The sequence below is a fragment of the Pseudomonas pharyngis genome (assembly GCF_021602345.1).
Lineage (GTDB): Bacteria > Pseudomonadota > Gammaproteobacteria > Pseudomonadales > Pseudomonadaceae > Aquipseudomonas > Aquipseudomonas pharyngis.
Genome location: NZ_BQID01000001.1, coordinates 444,311 through 462,758, shown reverse-complemented (window position 1 = coordinate 462,758; position 18,448 = coordinate 444,311). Strand labels below are relative to the sequence as shown.

Annotated in this window: 16 protein-coding genes; 9 read left to right on the top strand and 7 right to left on the bottom strand. The window is 61.8% G+C overall.

The features are described 5' to 3' along the window. Window positions 1-19: 19 nt before the first annotated feature. Together L6D74_RS02155 and L6D74_RS02150 are read right to left on the bottom strand one after the other, a co-directional pair. Window positions 20-1,588 carry a phospholipase D family protein gene (locus tag L6D74_RS02155; RefSeq protein ID WP_236187569.1) on the bottom strand — a complete coding sequence of 523 codons (1,569 nt, stop codon included), beginning with the start codon at window positions 1,586-1,588 and terminating at the stop codon, window positions 20-22. A 60-nt stretch (window positions 1,589-1,648) separates the two neighbouring features. Beyond that, window positions 1,649-3,070, bottom strand: a complete 1,422-nt coding sequence (locus tag L6D74_RS02150; protein ID WP_064600394.1) for an aminotransferase-like domain-containing protein — start codon at window positions 3,068-3,070, stop codon at window positions 1,649-1,651. Between the two features lie 179 nt (window positions 3,071-3,249). On the opposite strand from L6D74_RS02150, the gene L6D74_RS02145 reads away from it, so the two are divergent. Next, on the top strand, window positions 3,250-3,495 hold the full coding sequence (locus tag L6D74_RS02145) for a DUF1127 domain-containing protein (protein WP_039765237.1): 246 nt from the start codon (window positions 3,250-3,252) through the stop codon (window positions 3,493-3,495). A gap of 114 nt (window positions 3,496-3,609) precedes the next feature. Here L6D74_RS02145 and L6D74_RS02140 read toward each other — a convergent pair whose 3' ends face one another. After that, a complete protein-coding gene (locus L6D74_RS02140) occupies window positions 3,610-4,920 on the bottom strand; it encodes an NAD(P)/FAD-dependent oxidoreductase (protein WP_236187568.1) in 1,311 nt (436 codons plus the stop codon). Window positions 4,921-5,065: 145 nt separating this feature from the next. Between L6D74_RS02140 and L6D74_RS02135 the strand changes: the two genes are divergently transcribed. Beyond that, the gene (locus tag L6D74_RS02135) at window positions 5,066-5,419 is read left to right on the top strand and encodes a YkgJ family cysteine cluster protein (protein WP_129973031.1); all 354 of its coding nucleotides are present in this window, start codon (window positions 5,066-5,068) and stop codon (window positions 5,417-5,419) included. Between the two features lie 4 nt (window positions 5,420-5,423). Here L6D74_RS02135 and L6D74_RS02130 read toward each other — a convergent pair whose 3' ends face one another. Continuing rightward, on the bottom strand, window positions 5,424-5,912 hold the full coding sequence (locus L6D74_RS02130) for an Lrp/AsnC ligand binding domain-containing protein (protein ID WP_003177284.1): 489 nt from the start codon (window positions 5,910-5,912) through the stop codon (window positions 5,424-5,426). A gap of 154 nt (window positions 5,913-6,066) precedes the next feature. Here L6D74_RS02130 and dadA point away from each other — a divergent pair, with 154 nt between their 5' ends. The 6 genes from dadA (at window position 6,067) to L6D74_RS02100 (ending at window position 12,160) form a co-directional block, all read left to right on the top strand. Then, window positions 6,067-7,371: a D-amino acid dehydrogenase gene (gene dadA, locus L6D74_RS02125; RefSeq protein ID WP_064600388.1), complete on the top strand. Its 1,305-nt coding sequence runs from the start codon at window positions 6,067-6,069 to the stop codon at window positions 7,369-7,371. Next, a complete protein-coding gene (locus tag L6D74_RS02120; protein ID WP_039765240.1) occupies window positions 7,343-7,696 on the top strand; it encodes a RidA family protein in 354 nt (117 codons plus the stop codon). The genes dadA and L6D74_RS02120 overlap by 29 nt, the downstream gene beginning before the upstream one ends. 95 nt (window positions 7,697-7,791) lie before the next feature. Continuing rightward, window positions 7,792-8,865, top strand: a complete 1,074-nt coding sequence (gene alr, locus L6D74_RS02115) for an alanine racemase (protein ID WP_085612071.1) — start codon at window positions 7,792-7,794, stop codon at window positions 8,863-8,865. A gap of 88 nt (window positions 8,866-8,953) precedes the next feature. Continuing rightward, on the top strand, window positions 8,954-9,502 hold the full coding sequence (locus tag L6D74_RS02110) for a cupin domain-containing protein (RefSeq protein WP_003229444.1): 549 nt from the start codon (window positions 8,954-8,956) through the stop codon (window positions 9,500-9,502). A gap of 182 nt (window positions 9,503-9,684) precedes the next feature. Continuing rightward, window positions 9,685-10,101 carry a c-type cytochrome gene (locus tag L6D74_RS02105; RefSeq protein ID WP_064600380.1) on the top strand — a complete coding sequence of 139 codons (417 nt, stop codon included), beginning with the start codon at window positions 9,685-9,687 and terminating at the stop codon, window positions 10,099-10,101. A gap of 136 nt (window positions 10,102-10,237) precedes the next feature. After that, window positions 10,238-12,160, top strand: a complete 1,923-nt coding sequence (locus tag L6D74_RS02100; protein ID WP_236187567.1) for an acetyl-CoA hydrolase/transferase C-terminal domain-containing protein — start codon at window positions 10,238-10,240, stop codon at window positions 12,158-12,160. Between the two features lie 126 nt (window positions 12,161-12,286). Here the strand turns inward: L6D74_RS02100 and L6D74_RS02095 are convergent, their stop codons facing one another. Continuing rightward, a complete protein-coding gene (locus tag L6D74_RS02095; RefSeq protein ID WP_007954497.1) occupies window positions 12,287-12,859 on the bottom strand; it encodes a xanthine phosphoribosyltransferase in 573 nt (190 codons plus the stop codon). A 57-nt stretch (window positions 12,860-12,916) separates the two neighbouring features. Then, on the bottom strand, window positions 12,917-14,926 hold the full coding sequence (gene rep / locus L6D74_RS02090) for a DNA helicase Rep (RefSeq protein ID WP_039765244.1): 2,010 nt from the start codon (window positions 14,924-14,926) through the stop codon (window positions 12,917-12,919). A 264-nt stretch (window positions 14,927-15,190) separates the two neighbouring features. On the opposite strand from rep, the gene L6D74_RS02085 reads away from it, so the two are divergent. Then, window positions 15,191-16,861, top strand: coding sequence for a putative bifunctional diguanylate cyclase/phosphodiesterase (locus L6D74_RS02085; protein WP_064600376.1), 1,671 nt, complete (start codon window positions 15,191-15,193; stop codon window positions 16,859-16,861). A 42-nt stretch (window positions 16,862-16,903) separates the two neighbouring features. On the opposite strand, the gene L6D74_RS02080 is transcribed toward L6D74_RS02085, so the two are convergent. Further along, complete coding sequence (locus tag L6D74_RS02080; RefSeq protein WP_074690005.1) at window positions 16,904-18,298, bottom strand: NorM family multidrug efflux MATE transporter; 1,395 nt, start codon at window positions 18,296-18,298, stop codon at window positions 16,904-16,906. Window positions 18,299-18,448: the final 150 nt, after the last annotated feature.

Here is an 18,448-nt window from a genome sequence, read left to right as displayed (position 1 = left end):
AGGCGGCTGGAGCGGGTTGCTACAGCATCCGCTCCAGTCCCACGGTGGTGCTGAACCACGCATTGAAGCGCCGCCACCAGTTGCCGGGCTCCTTGGTCAGCGTGTGCATCTGGCCATTGTCCTCGGTGACCCACACCACTTTTCCGTCCTGCAGTTTCGCTTCGTAGCTGAGCGCCGGCGCCATGCCTTGCAAGGCCAGTTCGCGCACGTGCGCCGCCAGTTCGGGGCTGTCCACCAGCACGCCGACTTCGGTGTTCCACAGCACCGAGCGCGGGTCGAAATTGAACGAGCCGATGAACGATTTTTTGCCGTCGAAGATCATCGCCTTGCTGTGCAGGCTCGAATCCGAGCCGCGATAGGACTTGCTGTAAAACAGGTGCGGGCCGCTGCCATCGTTATCCCCAGGCTGGCGCCGCAGCTCAAACAGCTTCACGCCATGTTCCAGCAACGCCTTGCGATACGGCGCATAACCGCCGTGCACCGCCGGCACGTCGGTGGCTTCCAGCGAGTTGGTCAGCAGGCTTACCGACACGCCCGCATCGGCGCGGCCGGTCAGGTAGACCAGCCCCGGTTGTCCCGGCACGAAATAGGCAGAAATCATCACCAGTTCTTTGCTGACACCGGTGAGCTCCGGCGCCAGTTGTGTGGTCAGCAGCAGCTGCGAATCGGGCTCGCCCTTGGCCAGCACCTTGCTCGGCGCATCCCACAACGCCTGATTCCAGGCCCAGATCAGCTCCCGGCGCCAGACGTCCATGCGCGGAGCGGTGCGGTAAGTCATCAACTGCTGATACAGCGCGTGATTCTGTTTGCGGGTCTCTTCCAGGGATTCTTCCAGGCGCGTGCGGGTGTTCTGCAGGTCTTTGGCCGTGGGTTTGCTGGAGAGGAATTCGTCGATCGGCTTGCTCAGGGCACTGTTCCAGTACTGGTCGAAACTGTGCCCGAGCTGTTCGGCGACCGGCCCGACACTGAGCATGTCGATGTCGGTGAAGTTCAGGTTGGGCTCGGCATCGAAGTATTCATCGCCCAGATTGCGCCCGCCGACGATGGCCACACTGTTGTCCGCCAGCCACAACTTGTTGTGCATGCGCCGATGTTGCAGCGACAGGTTGAACAGCCGCCCGGCCGCACGGGTCACGCCGGTGCTGCGCCCCAGGTGCAGCGGATTGAACAGACGGATCTGGATCTGTGGATGCGCCGCCAGGGTGGCGATGATGAGGTCGAGACCGTCGCTGGTGGTGTCGTCCAGCAGGATCCGCACCCGCACGCCACGGTCGGCAGCCTTCAACAATTCTTCCACCAGCATTCGGGTGCTGATGCCGTCATGGACGATGTAGTACTGCAAATCGAGGCTGCGTTGAGCGTTGCGGATCAGCTCGGCGCGGGCGGTAAAGGCTTCGGTACTGTTGGACAGCAGGCGAAAGCCGGACTGGCCCTTGTAGGGCGCCGCCTGGGCCAGGATCGAACGGCCGAAAGCGGAGTCGGAGGCCGGCAAGGCCTGGCTTGGTTCGCGCGGTACGTCGAGGGACGCACAACCGCCCAGGAACGAGGCGAGTAGCAGCAGAGCGAGTAGGGGCTGTCTGAAACTCACGTGGGATCGTTCCGGTTGGCGGCAGAGTTGGGCATATGGACGCTTTTTGCTCGGTAAAAGTCAGTCGGCCTCGGCCAGCAGTCTGATCGCTGCCGCACCGACCTTGCGCACCGCTTCTTCGATCAGCGGTGTCGGTTTGGCAGCGTAGTTCATGCGCAGGCAATTGCGGTACTTGCCCGAGGCGGAAAAGATGCTGCCGACGGCAATCTGTACGCCTTGATCGTGCAGCGCACGGTTCAGTTTCAGCGTATCGAAACCTTCCGGCAGTTCGACCCAGAGCATGAAGCTGCCCTGCGGGCGGCTGGCGCGGGTGCCGGCCGGGAAGTAGCGCGTCACCCAATCGATCATCACGTCGCGATTGCGCTGGTATTGCGTGCGCATCCGCCGCAAATGCGGTTCGAAGTGCCCGGCCTTGAGAAATTCGGCGATGGCGATCTGCGGTTGCGGTGCCGTGGAGCCAGTGCTGATGTATTTCATGTGCAGCACCCGCTCGAGATAGCGGCCGGGCGCGACCCAGCCAATGCGCAGGCCCGGCGCCAGGGTCTTGGAGAACGAACTGCACAGCAGCACGCGGCCGTCTTCGTCGAAGGATTTGATCGTGCGCGGACGTGGATAGGTGTAGGCCAGTTCGCCATAGACATCGTCCTCGATGATCGCCACGTCGAAGCGCTGGGCCAGGTTGAGCAGGGCACGTTTGCGCGACTCCGGCATGATGTAGCCGAGCGGGTTGTTGCAGTTGGGCGTGAGCTGGATGACCTTGATCGGCCATTGTTCCAGCGCCAGTTCCAGCGCTTCGAGGCTGATGCCGGTGAGCGGGTCGGTGGGGATTTCCAGGGCTTTCATGCCCAGGCCTTTTAGGGTCTGCATGGCGCCGTGAAAGCTCGGCGAATCCACCGCGACGATGTCGCCGGGCTCGCAGATCGCGTGAATGCTGGTGGAGAGTGCTTCGTGGCAACCGGTGGTCACCACCAGATCGCTGGCACTCAACTGGCAGCCGGAATCGAGCATCAGCCGGGCGATCTGTTCGCGCAGTTCGAGGGTACCGTGGATGTTATCGTAATACAGACCGGGCATGTCCTGACGGCGGCTGATACGGGCCAGTCCGCGCAGCAGCGGTTTCATCGTCGGCGACGAGATGTCCGGCATGCCGCGACCCAGCTGCACCACGTCCTTGCGCGGCACGGCGCGAATCAGTTCCAGCACCTGATCCCACTGGGAAATTTCCACCGGCCGCTGCGCCGGACGCCCCACCGCCGGCAGTTCCGGCAACTCGCGACCGACCGGCACGAAGTACCCGGACTTGGGTTTCGGCGTGGCCAGGCCGCTGTCTTCCAGCATGCGATAGGCCTGCTGCACCGTGCTCAGGCTGACCCCGTGTTCGACGCTCAGGGCGCGCACCGACGGCAGGCGATCACCAGGACGGTAGAAGCCTTGTTCGATGCGGGTGCCGAGCAATTCGGCGAGGTTTACATATAGGGTCATGACACTGCCTCGGTGCAGGTGATTCGGTAAACCGGTACAGATGCGGCAAAAATCGACAATTCAGAGCTTGAGACGATCAATCTGTATGGAATTAATACAGATCTGTTGAATCTGTAATGCTTTTGCCCGCCCGCGCATCATGGAATCTCTGGCTACCCAAGTAAACAGGAGCAATCAAAATGAACGGCTTGAGCGATGTGCGGCTGACGTTACACAGTCAGGAACTGGAGGCAGGGCAACAGGACAATGCGCGCAACGAGAGCATGTGCAACGCACCGTCCGGCCTGAGTCGCTGGGACCTGTTCTGGCATCGTCTGCACACGCGCAAGGCGTTGCTGCGCCTGACGCCGGAACAGCTCAAGGATATCGGGCTGACCCGCGAGCAGGCGCTGGAGGAGGGATTGAAGCCGTTCTGGCGGATCTGAATCTTCGGAACTCATGAAGCCCATTCGCGAGCAGGCTCGCTCCCACAGGGATATGCATTGCAAAGTGGGAGCGAGCCTGCTCGCGAAGGCGTCATCAATGGCGCTGCAAAAGTATCAGACCAACTCTTTAAGGCGATGCCACAACATCCCCAACGCCAGCAGCGGCGAACGCAGATGCTTGCCACCGGGGAAGGTGATGTGTGGCACTTTGGCGAACAGGTCGAAACCGCCGCTTTGCTGTCCGCTGATGGCTTCGGCCAGCAGCTTGCCCGCCAAATGTGTGGCATTCACGCCATGGCCGGAATAGGCCTGGGCGTAATACACGTTCGGCTGCTCCGCGAGCCGGCCAATCTGCGGCAGACGGTTGGCGCCGATGCCGATCATCCCGCCCCACTGATAATCAATATTTACCGAGGCCAGTTGCGGAAACACTTCCAGCATTTTGGGCCGCATGTACGCGCCGATGTCTTTTGGGTCACGCCCCGAGTAATGGCAGGCGCCGCCGAACAGCAGGCGACGATCCGCCGAGAGGCGGTAGTAATCCAGCGCCACCCGCTGATCGCAGACCGCCATGTTCTGTGGCAGCAGGGCGTGGGCCTGTTCTTCGCTCAGCGGTTCGGTGGCAATGATGTAGCTGCCGGCCGGCAGCACCTTGCCGCTGAGTTGCGGATTGAGGTCATTGAGATAGGCGTTGCAGCCGAGCACCAGGGTTTTCGCCCGCACCGAACCTTGTGCGGTGTGCACCCGGACTTCAGGGCCGTAGTCGATGCGGGTGACCGCCGATTGTTCGAACAGCTTCACCCCCAGTTGCTGCGCTGCTGCGGCTTCGCCGAGTGCCAGGTTCAGTGGGTGCAGATGCCCGGAGCCCATGTCGATCAGGCCGCCGACGTAGCGTTTGGAGCCGACCACGGTGTGCATTTCGTTCGCTTGCAGCAGGCGGGTTTCGTAGCGATAACCGAGGCTGCGCAGCTCTTCGGCGTCTTCGGCAAAACCTTCAAGGTCGGAAGGTTTGTTGGCGAGGTCGCAGTAACCCCAGGTCAGGTCGCAGGGGATCTGAAATTTTTCGACGCGCTGGCGGACGATTTCCACCGCTTCCAGGCCCATGAGTTTCATCTGACGTACGCCGTCGGTGCCGATCACGTTGGCGAATTGATCGAGGCCGTGACCGACCCCGCGAATCAGTTGCCCGCCGTTGCGACCGCTGGCGCCCCAGCCGATCCGGTGCGCCTCCAGCAACACGACGCTTAAGCCGCGCTCCACCAGTTCCAGCGCGGTGTTCAGCCCGGAGAAGCCGCCACCGACCACGCACACGTCCGCGATCAGTTCACCTTGCAGCACCGGATGGTCGGGGTGCGGCAGGCTGCTGGCGGCGTAGTAAGAGGCAACGTGGGGTTGGCTCGCGGAGGCGTGGGCGCGGGCATTCATGGGCGTCATCCTGAGCGGGTGTCGAGAAAATTTGACGGAGCATAAGCCGCAGGCCCGAGGACGGGCAACATTGGTCGGCCCGTGGTGTCTGGATCACGGCTTTTGCGGCACAATTGCCGCCTATTCCGCTCCGGTTACCGCTGCAATGAGCTGCAAGAGTCAGAAAATCCGCACCCTGCGTCAGCAGATTCCCACGTTCGAGTGCGTGCCGGGCTGTCATGACTGCTGCGGGCCGGTGACCACCTCGCCCGAGGAAATGTCCCGCCTGCCGCGCAAGACCCGCGCCGAGCAGGACGCGGCCATGGAAGAGCTCAACTGTGTACACCTGGGGCCGAACGGCTGCACGGTGTATGACGAACGGCCACTGATTTGCCGGTTGTTCGGTACGACGCAGACCTTGCCGTGCCCCAACGGCCGACGACCGGTGGAGCTGATTCACCCGCGGGTCGAGAAGCAAGTGTTCGAGTACATGGCCGAAAATCGGCAAGTGCTGGTTTGAGCGATCAGTCCGGAATCGGCAGGCTCAGGCTCTCCTTTACTTCTTCCATGACGATGTAGCTCTTGGATTCGCGCACGTGCGGCAACTTGAGCAGGATGTCGCCCAGCAATTTGCGGTACGAAGCCATCTCGGAAATCCGCGCCTTCACCAGATAGTCGAAATCCCCTGACACCAAGTGGCATTCGAGCACGTGGGGCAATTTCAGCACCGCACGTCGGAACTCTTCGAAAGTATCGCCGGATTTGTAGTCGAGACTGATCTCGACGAACACCAGCAGACTACCCTTCAAGTGCTGCGGATTCAGGCGGGCGTTGTAGCCCATGATGATCCCCTCGCGCTCCAGGCGCCGCACCCGCTCGGTGCACGGCGTGGTGGAGAGCCCGACCTTTTCGCCCAGTTCGGTGAATGAAATCCGCCCGTCCGCCTGCAGGATCCGCAAGATGTTGCGGTCGATCTTGTCCAGCTCACGTTTGGTCTGAGTGTTGGTACGCATAGGGGATGCGCCTCCGTGAAAAGGGTTTTTGCCGAGAATTGTCGCCAAATATAGGCGCTTATACAGTGAAAAGCACTGGCAAATCTTTTTTACACTGCGCGCATCATTGCTCTAACAACAGACGTACGCGGCACGCCGCGATGAGGGATACAAAATGCGCGTTATGGTCTTGGGTAGCGGCGTCATCGGTACCGCCAGTGCTTACTATCTGGCCCGTGCCGGGTTTGAAGTGGTGGTGGTTGACCGGCAGCCCGCCGCGGCCATGGAGACCAGTTTCGCCAACGCCGGCCAGGTCTCGCCGGGCTACGCCTCGCCGTGGGCCGCGCCGGGCGTACCCCTCAAAGCCATCAAGTGGCTGCTGCAACGCCACGCACCGCTGGCGATCAAGGCCACCGCCGACATCGACCAGTACCTGTGGATGGCGCAGATGCTGCGCAACTGCACTGCCAACCGTTACGCGGTGAACAAGGAGCGCATGGTGCGTCTGTCCGAGTACAGCCGCGACTGCCTCGACGAACTGCGCGCCGAGACCGGCATCGCCTACGAAGGCCGCAGCCTCGGCACCACCCAGTTGTTCCGCACCCAGGCACAACTGGATAACGCCGCCAAAGACATCGCCGTACTGAAAGAATCCGGCGTACCGTTCGAAGTGCTCGACCGCGACGGCATTGCCCGCGTCGAACCGGCGCTGGCGGGTGTCACCGACATCCTCGCCGGTGCCCTGCGCCTGCCGAACGACCAGACCGGCGACTGCCAGATCTTCACCACCCGCCTCGCCGAAATGGCCACCAAACTGGGTGTGGAATTCCGCTTCGGCCAGGACATCCAGCGCCTCGACTTCGCCGGTGACCGCATCAACGGCGTGTGGATCGACGGCAAGCTGGAAACCGCCGACCGTTACGTACTCGCCCTCGGCAGCTATTCGCCACAACTGCTCAAGCCGCTGGGCATCAAGGCCCCGGTGTATCCATTGAAGGGCTACTCGCTGACCGTGCCGATCACCAACCCGGCCATGGCTCCGACCTCGACCATTCTCGACGAGACCTACAAGGTCGCGATCACCCGTTTCGACAACCGCATCCGCGTCGGCGGCATGGCGGAGATCGCCGGTTTTGACCTGTCGCTCAACCCGCGTCGGCGCGAAACCCTGGAGATGATCGTCAACGACCTTTATCCTCAGGGCGGCAATCTGGCCGAAGCGAGTTTCTGGACCGGCCTGCGTCCAACCACCCCGGATGGCACGCCGATCGTTGGCGCCACCCCGTTCAAGAACCTGTTCCTGAACACCGGTCACGGCACTCTCGGCTGGACCATGGCGTGCGGCTCCGGTCGCTTGCTGGCCGACCTGATGGCGAAGAAAAAGCCGCAGATCAGCGCCGAAGGTCTCGATATTTCCCGTTATGGCAACACCACCCAGGAGTCCGCAAAGCATGGCAATCCAGCGCCAGCTCACCAATGAGCGCATGAGTCAGATCGTCAGCCACAACGGTACGGTGTATCTGTCCGGGCAGGTCGGCGATGACTTCAACGCCGGTGTCGAACAGCAGACCCGCGACGTCCTCGCCAACATCGAGCGCCTGCTCGATCTGGCCGGCACCGACAAACAGCATCTGCTGTCGGCGACGATCTACCTGAACGACATCGAGGCGCATTTTGCCGGCATGAATTCGGTGTGGGATCAGTGGCTGCCCAAGGGCGCCGCCCCGGCCCGTGCCACCGTTGAAGCGAAGATGGCCAAGCCGAGCATCCTGGTCGAAATCTCCATCGTCGCCGCGTTGCCGTAACCCGTTGTAAAGATCCCTCTCCCGGTGCTGTTGGCGGTTCACGCCGTCAGCCAGCGCCGGTTTTTATTCCCATGACCGCCAAGAAGTCTGCTGCCATGCGTCCTGCCCGTGCCCTGATCGACCTTCAAGCCCTGCGTCACAACTACCGTATCGCCCGTGAAGTCACCGGTGCCAAGGCACTGGCGGTGATCAAGGCCGATGCCTACGGCCATGGCGCGGTACGTTGCGCCCAGGCGCTGGAGGCTGAAGCGGACGGCTTCGCGGTGGCGTGCATCGAAGAAGCCCTGGAGCTGCGTGCCGCCGGGATTCGCGCGCCAGTGCTGCTGCTTGAAGGTTTTTTCGAGGCCGATGAGCTGGCGCTGATCGTCGAGCACGATTTCTGGTGCGTGGTGCATTCGCTGTGGCAGCTCGAAGCGATCGAGCAGGCGGCGTTGAGCAAGCCGATCACCGTGTGGCTGAAGCTCGATTCGGGCATGCATCGCGTGGGCCTGCATCCCAAGGATTACCCGGCGGCTTACCAGCGTCTGCTGGCCAGCGGCAAAGTGGCGAAAGTCGTGCTGATGAGCCATTTCGCCCGGGCCGATGAACTGCACGAGCAGAGCAGCGCCGATCAGGTCGCGGTGTTCGAAGCCGCACGTCAGGGCCTGGCGGCCGAAGTCAGCCTGCGCAACTCGCCGGCGGTGCTGGGCTGGCCGCAGATTCACAGCGACTGGGTGCGCCCGGGCATCATGCTCTATGGCGCCACCCCGTTCGAAGAAGCCAACGCCGTGGCCGAGCGCCTGCAGCCGGTGATGACCCTGGAATCGAAAGTTATCAGCGTGCGCGAACTGCCGGCCGGCGAACCGGTGGGTTACGGCGCGAAGTTCATCACCGACAAACCGATGCGCATCGGCGTGGTCGCCATGGGTTATGCCGACGGTTACCCGCGTCAGGCACCGACCGGCACTCCGGTACTGGTGGCCGGCCAGCGCAGCCGCATCCTTGGCCGGGTGTCGATGGACATGCTGTGCATCGACCTGACTGACGTGCCGCAAGCCGGCCTCGGTTCGACCGTCGAGTTGTGGGGTAAAAACATCCTCGCCAGCGATGTGGCGAAGTGGGCGGACACCATTCCGTACCAGATCTTCTGCAACCTGCGGCGGGTGCCAAGGCTCTATTCCGAGGGTTGAAGCGCTAGCGGGGCCCAAGTGTTGTAAATACTGAACGCTGTCGCCATGATAACGCTCAATATTTCTACAACATCAGGAGGCTCCAGCCTTGGACGTCGGTGAACGACTGCAATCGATCCGCAAGCTCAAAGGGCTTTCCCAGCGTGAACTCGCCAAGCGCGCGGGCGTCACCAACAGCACCATTTCGATGATCGAAAAGAACAGCGTCAGCCCTTCGATCAGTTCGCTGAGGAAGGTTCTTGGCGGGATTCCCATGTCCATGGTCGAGTTCTTTTCCGAAGAGATCCTGCAGGAAAAACCGACCCAGATCGTCTACAAGGCCAACGAGCTGATCGACATTTCCGACGGCGCCGTGACCATGAAACTGGTCGGCCGCGCGCACCCGAGCCGGGCCATCGCGTTCCTCAATGAAATCTACCCGCCGGGCGCCGACACCGGCGAAGAAATGCTGACCCACGAAGGCGAGGAAACCGGGATTCTGGTGGAAGGGCGCCTGGAACTGGTGGTAGGCCTTGAAACTTTTATCCTCGAAGCCGGCGACAGCTACTACTTTGAAAGTACCAAGCCGCATCGTTTCCGTAACCCGTTTGATGCACCGGCGCGACTAATCAGCGCAGCCACGCCGGCGAATTTTTAAACCAAGAGGCGCCAGGCCATACCGGCGAAGGCACCCGAAACGTTTTTCCACAGCGCGATATAACCCCTTTGAATTTGGGGTTGTTTCAGTGAAGCGGGCTAACCGCTATACTTGCGCCCGCCTGCGAACCGTGGCCGCAGGCGTGAATAGCCACCATTGAGGGTGAACGCGTGAACCTAATTATGAAAATGCTGGCTGCACCAGCAACCGTATTGGCCCTCTGGGCTGTCAGCGCTCAAGCTGCGACGAATGACGACATTGCCAAACGCCTCGAGCCGGTCGGCCAGGTGTGTGTTCAAGGGCAAGAGTGCAAGGGGATGGAAGTCGCTGCTTCGGCAGGCGGCGGTGGCGGCGCCAAGACGCCGGACGAAGTGATTGCCAAACATTGCAACGCTTGCCACGGCTCCGGTCTGCTGGGCGCCCCGAAAATCGGTGACGCCGCGGCCTGGAAAGAGCGCGCCGATCACCAGGGCGGCCTCGACGGCATCCTGGCCAAGGCCATCACCGGCATCAACTCGATGCCGCCAAAAGGCACCTGCGCCGACTGCTCCGATGAAGAGCTCAAAGGCGCGATCCAGAAGATGTCCGGCCTGAAATAAGCCGCGCTTCTGACGAAAAAAACCGTCTCCGGACGGTTTTTTTGTGCCCGCGATTCAGACCTGAGGCTGTTCTTTGCAGCAAACAACCGGCAATCTCGGTCGTACCTCTATTCACGGAACGGGCAGGAGGCTTCAGATGGTGCAGTTGTGTTCGATCGAACAGGCGGTGGACGACGTGCTGGCGCGGTTGCCGGCGCACATCCACATGGGCCTGCCGCTGGGGCTGGGCAAACCCAATCCCTTCGTCAACGCGCTGTACCGGCGGATTGCCGGATTGCCCGAACGTCAGCTGACGATCTACACCGCCTTGTGCCTTGGCCGTCCGACCTTGGGCGATGGTTTGCAGAAGCGCTTCATCGAACCCTTCGTCGAGCGGGTGTTCGGCGATTACCCGGAGCTGGAATTCCTCGCCGACCTGCACCGCGACAGCCTGCCGTCCAACATCCGCATCGAGCAATTCTTCATGCAGCCCGGCAGCCTGCTCAACAGCGCGCCGGCCCAGCAGGATTACGTCAGCAGCAACTACAGCCACGCCGCCCGCGACATCAACGCCGCCGGCCTGAACCTGGTGGCGCAGTTGCTCGCCAGCAGCAGCGAACACCCGGATCGCCTGAGCCTCAGTTGCAACCCGGACATCACCCTCGACCTGTTCCCGATGATCGCCAAACGCCGGGCGGCGGGGGAGACCATTCTGCTGGTCGGCCAGGTGCACACCGAGTTGCCGTACATGCCGGGCGACGCCGAAGTCGACATCGATACCTTCGACCTGCTGATCGACGAGAAGGACAGCAGCACGCTGTTTTCCACACCGAACATGCCTGTCGGCTTTCAGGATCATTTCATCGGTTTGCACGCCAGCACCTTGGTGCGCGATGGCGGCACCTTGCAGATCGGTATCGGCTCGATGGGCGATGCGCTGACCGCAGCGTTGCTGGCGCGTCAGGCCGACAACGCCGGATATCAGGACTTGCTGACCGATGTGAACCTCAGCCAGTGGGCGCAGTTGATCGAACGCGAGGGCGGCATCGAGCCGTTCGCCAAAGGCCTGTACGGTTGCAGCGAAATGTTCGTCAACGGCCTGCTGGTGCTGGCCGAAGCCGGGATCATCCGGCGCAAGGTTTACCCGGATGTACAGACTCAGGAGCAGGCCAACGCCGGGACCCTCGACGAGCCGGCGCAAACCGATGGCATCTCGATCCATGGCGGTTTCTTCCTCGGGCCGCGCAGTTTCTATGAACGTTTGCGTGAGTTGCCGCTGAGCAAACGCCTCGAATTCAACATGACCCGCATCAGCTACATCAACGAGCTGTACGGTCAGGAAGAGCTCAAGCGCCTACAACGTCTGGATGCGCGGTTCATCAACACCGTGTTCACCATGACCCTGCTGGGCGCCGGGGTGGCGGATCAGCTGGAAGACGGGCGGGTGCTCAGCGGCGTCGGCGGGCAATACAACTTCGTCGCTCAGGGCCATGCGCTGCACGATGCGCGCTCGATCCTGCTGCTGCGCAGCTGGCGCGAATCCGGCGGTGACGTCAGTTCGAACATCGTCTGGGAGTACGGCCATTGCACGATTCCGCGGCACTTGCGTGACATCGTAATCACCGAGTACGGCATCGCCGATCTGCGCGGCAAGTCGGATGCGGTGGTAATCGAGGCGCTGTTGAACATCAGCGACTCGCGCTTCCAGCAGGGCCTGATCGAACAGGCGCAGAAGGTCGGCAAGCTGCCAAAGGACTTTCGTCTCGATCCGCGCTTTACCGACAACACCCCACAACGCTTGCAGGCGATTGCCGCACGGCATCCGAATCTGTTTCCGGAGTATCCGCTGGGCTGCGATTTCACGGAGGTCGAGAAGGATCTGCTGCGGGCGCTGAACTGGCTCAAGAGCAAGTTCAAGCTGACGGAGATTCTGGAGTTGGGCAAGGCCGCGATGGATGCGCCGCAGGCTTCGCTGTATCCGGAGCATCTTGAGCGGATGCAACTCACAAACCCGGAAGGTCTTAAGGAAGACCTGTTTCAGCGGTTGCTCCTCACCGGCCTGAAGGCCACCGCGCAATAACTCCAGCACCCAAAACAACTGTGGGAGCCAGCCTGCTGGCGATTGCTATCCGCCAGTCCTGAAGATGTTGACTGACACCACGCCATCGCCAGCAGGCTGGCTCCCACAGAGGTAATGCGGTGTTGCTTACTCGATGAAAGTAACGACGCCATCCTTCAGCGACTTCACGCGAGCCAGCGACTCGACGCGGTAACCCTGCGAATCCAGTTCCGCACGGCCGCCCTGGAACGACTTCTCGATCACGATGCCCAGGCCCGCGACGGTGGCGCCGGCCTGTTTGATGATCGAGATCAGCGCCTGGGACGCCTTACCGTTGGCCAGGAAGTCGTCGATGATCAGCACACGGTCGCTGCTGGTCAGGTGGCGCGGGGAGATGGCCACTGTGCTTTCGGTTTTCTTGGTGAACGAGTAAACGGTCGCCGACAGCAGGTTTTCAGTCAGGGTCAGGGACTGTTGCTTGCGGGCGAAGATCACCGGCACGCCGAGGTTCAGACCGGTCATGATCGCCGGGGCGATGCCCGATGCTTCGATGGTGACAATCTTGGTGATGCCCGAATCCTTGAACAGCGTGGCGAATTCGTCGCCGATCAGCTTCATCAGGGCCGGGTCGATCTGGTGGTTCAGGAAGGCGTCGACCTTCAGGACCTGGTCGGAAAGCACGATGCCTAGTTCGCGGATTTTCTGGTGCAATGCTTCCATGAAGCTGTCCTCATTTGGCGCTTTGTGCGCCGAAGGTCTAGTAAAAAGTGGTCAATTCTAGCGCTTTAACATCGCGCGTATATCAGCCAGTGCGCTATTGCCCCGCACGGCTTTGACTTCGGTCGGTGTGTCGTCGTTGCCTTCCCAGGCCAGGTCGTCCGGCGGCAGTTCATCGAGGAAGCGGCTTGGCGCGCAGTCGATGATCTCGCCGTACTGTTTGCGCTTGGCGGCGAAGGTAAACGCGAGGGTCTGGCGCGCGCGGGTAATGCCCACGTAGGCCAGGCGGCGTTCTTCTTCGATGGTGTCGGCTTCGATGCTGGAACGGTGCGGGAGGATTTCCTCTTCCATGCCCATGATGAACACGTAGGGGAATTCCAGGCCCTTGGACGCATGCAGGGTCATCATCTGCACGCCTTCGGCGCCGTCTTCCTCTTCCTGCTGACGTTCGAGCATGTCACGCAGGACCAGTTTGCCGATGGCGTCCTCGACGGTCATTTCGCCGTCTTCGTCTTTTTCCAGGGTGTTCTTCAAGGCTTCGATCAGGAACCAGACGTTGCTCATCCGGTAGTCCGCGGCCTTGTCGCTGGAACTGTTGGTGCGCAGCCAGTTCTCGTAGTCGATGTCCATGACCATGCTGCGCAGGGCGGAGATCGGGTCTTCGCCGGCGCACTGCTCGCGCACCTTGTCCATGAAACGCTTGAAGCGCGACAGACGGTCGGTGAAGCGGCTGTCCAGATGTTCGCCCAGGCCGAGTTCGTCGGTGGCGGCGTACATCGAGATCTTGCGTTCGGTGGCGTAGTTGCCGAGCTTTTCCAAAGTCGTGGAGCCGATTTCCCGGCGCGGCACGTTGATCACCCGCAGGAAGGCGTTGTCGTCGTCCGGGTTCACGATCAGGCGGAAGTAGGCCATCAGGTCTTTCACTTCCTGACGGCCGAAGAAGCTGTTGCCGCCGCTCAGACGGTACGGCACCTGATGGTGCTGCAGTTTCAGCTCGATCAGCTTGGCCTGGTAGTTGCCGCGATAGAGGATCGCGAAATCGCTGTACGGGCGGTCGGTGCGCAAGTGCAGGCTGAGGATTTCCATGGCCACGCGTTCGGCTTCGGCGTCCTCGTTGCGGCAGCGGATCACGCGGATCTCGTCGCCGTGGCCCATCTCACTCCACAGCTGCTTCTCGAATTCGTGCGGGTTGTTCGAGATCAGCACGTTGGCGCAGCGCAGGATGCGGCTGGTGGAGCGGTAGTTCTGCTCGAGCATCACCACTTTCAGGGACGGATAGTCGTCCTTGAGCAGCATCAGGTTTTCCGGCCGCGCGCCGCGCCAGGCGTAGATCGACTGGTCGTCGTCGCCCACCACGGTGAACTGGTTGCGTTTGCCGATGAGCATTTTCACCAGCAGGTACTGGCTGGCGTTGGTGTCCTGGTATTCGTCGACCAGCAGGTAACGCACCTTGTTCTGCCACTTTTCGAGGATGTCGGCGTGCTCTTCGAAGAGTTTCACCGGCAGCAGGATCAGGTCGTCGAAGTCCACCGCGTTGAACGCCTTGAGCGTGCGCTGGTAGTGGGTGTAGACGATGGCGGCGGTCTGTTCCTTGGGGTTGCGGGCGTTTTCCAGGGCCTGGGCCGGCAGGATCAGGTCGTTTTTCCAGGCGCCGATCATATTCTTGATCTCGTCGACGCCGTCGTCGCCTGCATATTCCTTCTGCATGATGTCGGTCATCAGCGACTTGACGTCGGTTTCGTCGAAGATCGAGAAACCGGGTTTGTAGCCCAGCCGTTCATGTTCCTTGCGGATGATGTTCAGGCCCAGGTTGTGGAAGGTGCAGACCGTCAGCCCGCGTCCTTCACCTGGACGCAGCAGGGTGCCGACCCGCTCTTTCATTTCGCGCGCGGCCTTGTTGGTGAAGGTCATGGCGACGATGTACTGGGCACGGATGCCGCAGTTCTGGATCAAGTGCGCGATCTTGCGCGTGATCACGCTGGTCTTGCCGGAGCCAGCACCGGCGAGCACCAATAGAGGGCCGCCGACGTAGTTCACGGCTTCTTGCTGCCGGGGATTGAGTCGGGACATACGAAAATTCGGGAGTCGTTGACGAAATGGGCCGGCATTTTAACAGGCTCAGCGATTTGTGCTGCTCTCTCCGACTTGTGACGCAGCACGCGATTCAAATTTGCCGGTTTTGTTACTTTCACGCAGGATGCGCGGTGATTTTGCGGCTAATGTTCTCATTCGTGACACAAAATAACGTTTTGCTTTCCGTTGTCGTTTGGTCATTGGTTGCCGCAACGGCATAATGCCCGCCGCCCACATCATTGCAGAGTCTAGGGAGTCAGCTTGACTACGCCTGTCGAACCCTTGCGTTTGCTGCTACTGGCCGAAGAGCCAGCGTGGACAGCGTTATTGCGCGAGTGTCTGGCTCCGTTGGGGAGTGCGGCGGTGCTGATCAGCGCGCCGAGCTGGGAGTCGGTCAGCAGCCTGTTCGAAGACAACCGCCACGCGGTGTTGTTGACCGTTCCCGCGTTGCAGCCGGCGCCCGGCCGTTGCAGCCTGCCGACGGTCTTGCTGTTGGAACACGAGCCGGCGACCGCGCCCGATGGTGTCAGCGACTGGCTGGTGTTCGATGCCCTCGATCCCGGCATGCTTCGACGTTGCCTGCGGCATGTGCGCGAACGTGGCGTGCTGGAAAACACCCTGCAACGCCTGGCCGAGCAGGATCCGCTGACCGGCATCGCCAACCGCCAGGGCTTCCAGACCCTGCTGACGGCGCGCCTCGCCGAAAACGACGGCCGCGGCCTGGCCCTTGGGCACCTTGATCTCGACAACTTCCGTCACGCCAACGATGCCCTCGGCCACCAGGCCGGCGACCGCCTGATCCTGCAAGTCGTCGCACGGCTGAAAAGCCAGCTGGAAGTCGGCGATCAACTGGCGCGCCTCGGCAGCGATGAATTCGCCCTGCTGATCGACACCCGCCGCGCCCCGCAACGGGCGGAATGGATGGCCGAACGCATCACCGAAGCCCTGGCCGAACCTTACTGGGTCGACGGCGAAAGCCTGTTGATCGGCTCCAGCCTGGGCATCGCCCATGCCCGCGCCCAGGGTGGTGCGGATCCGCTGATGTGGCATGCGCACATCGCCATGCAGCAGGCCAAGAGCACTCAGGGCTGCACCTTTCACATCTTCAACGAACGAATCAACCGCAACGCGCGAAGCATGGCCGACCTCGAGAGCGAGCTGCGCCGGGCCTTGCGTCGCGATGAATTGGAGCTGCATTACCAGCCGCGCCTGAACCTGCAGGACGGCCAGATCGTCGGCCTCGAAGCGCTGGTGCGCTGGCGTCACAGTGAACGCGGCCTGCTGCCGCCGAGCGAATTCGTGCCGCTGGCCGAGCAGAGCGGTCTGATCGTGCCGCTGGGTTACTGGGTGATTTCCCGGGCCCTGCGCGACATGCAGGCGTTGCGCGAGCGCGGACTGCCGGCGCTGCACATGGCGATCAACCTGTCGTTCCGCCAGTTTCAGGACAGTCAGTTGCTGCCGACGCTCAGTCGTCTGATCGCCGAGCGCGGGGTCGAGGCGCAGTGGCTGGAATTCGAACTCACCGAAACCGCCGTGATGCGCCGCAGCGATCTGGTCAAGCAGACCATGGACGCCCTCGGTCGCCTCGGCGTGCGATTTTCGCTGGATGATTTCGGTACCGGGTTCTCGTCGTTCGTGCACCTCAACAGCCTGCCGATCACCTTGCTGAAGATCGACAAGAGCTTTGTCGGCGGCATGGAGCAGCGCGAAGAGAACCGCAAACTGGTGCACGCGATGATCAATCTCGCGCACAACCTGCACCTGGAAGTGGTGGCCGAAGGGGTGGAAACCCGGGAGCAACTGGATCTGTTGCGCGGGTTCGGCTGTGATCAGGTGCAGGGTTACCTGATCAGCAAGCCGCTGCCGTTGGCGGAACTGGTTGAATATCTGGTGGTTGACGCCAGCCAGCCGCCGCTGGGTATCGTGGTTTAGCCTCAAATCCCTGTGGGAGCGAGCTCGCTCCCACAGGGAGACTCATTCCGGCTGAGCGATCTTGAAACCTTGAGATTGCGGCTCAAGCCGAATCATTCGCTTCATCTTCCATTCGAACGCCAGCGTCAAGCTCACCGCCGCACAGGCCAGCCCCAGCGCCAGACCCCACCAGACGCCGGTCGGCCCCCAGTGCAGATGAAACGCCATCAGCCACGCCGCCGGCGCGCCGATCAGCCAGTAGCAAACGAGCCCGACCAGGAATGTGGTCTTGGCATCCTTGAGCCCGCGGATGCAGCCCATGGCAATCGTCTGCGTGCCGTCGAACAGCTCGAACCACGCCGCCACGGCCAGCAGGCTCACGGCCAGACGAATCACTTCGGCAAACGCCGGGTCGTTATGGTCGAGGAACAAACCGACCAACTGATTCGGCAGCAACCAGAACACCATCGCAAACCCCAGCATTACCACCGCACCAAAGACGATGCCGACCCTTCCTGACATCCGCGCATCGTTCAATTGCCCGGCGCCGTAATGCTGGCCGACGCGCATGGTGATCGCATACGACATCCCCGCAGGAACCATGAATGCCACCGAGACGATTTGCAGGGCGATCTGATGCGCCGCCAGTTGCGTGCTGCCCATGGTGCCCATGCACAGCGCCGCGAAGGCGAACAGCCCGACTTCCACCGCGTAGGTTCCGCCGATCGGCAGACCCAGGCGCCAGAGTTCTTTCAGGTACTGCCGGTTCGGCCGCGACAGGCCTTCGCGCAACGGGTACGCGTCATAGGCCGGATGCCGGCGAATATGCCAGGCCAGTGCCAGCGCCATGCAGTTGGCGACAATTGCCGTGACCAGGCCGATGCCTGTCAGCCCGAGTTTCGGCAGGCCGAACAGGCCGGTGATCAGCGCGTAGTTGAGCAGGAAGTTGGCCACCGTGCCGGCGAGGCTGATGACCATCACCGGCGTTGCCCGGCCGATGGCGCTGGTGAAACCGCGCAGGGCCATGAAGCTCAGGTAGCCGGGCAGGGCGAACGGCAAGGCGATCAGGAATTGCCCGGCGGCATTGACGTTGGTCTCGGTCTGGCCGAATAGCAAGAGCACCGGTTTCAGATTCCACAGCAGCAGCCCGGCACCGAGCGCCATCAGCCACGCCAGCCACAGCCCGGCCTGGGTCAGGCGGGCGGCGCCGATGATGTCGCCGGCGCCCTGACGAATCGCCACCAGGGTGCCGACCGCCGCAATCACGCCGATGCAGAAAATCGACACGAACGAATAGCTCGCCGCGCCCAGACCGCCACCGGCCAGCGCTTCGGGGCTGAGGCGCGCCATCATCAGGGTGTCGGTCAGCACCATCAGCATGTGCGCCAACTGCGAGGCGATCAACGGCCCCGCCAGCCGCAGGATGGCCCAGAGTTCGGTACGCACAGGACGCTGCATGGCGTTCACATCCTTATAAAAGAGGGAGCAAGAGACCGTCGATTCTCAGGGTTTGGCGCAGGTTGCACAAAGGGATAAAAAGGATGAGTGGCATGATTAAAACTCATCCTGCCGCGATTCTGCTAAGTTGGCGCAATCCCGCCATAGGAG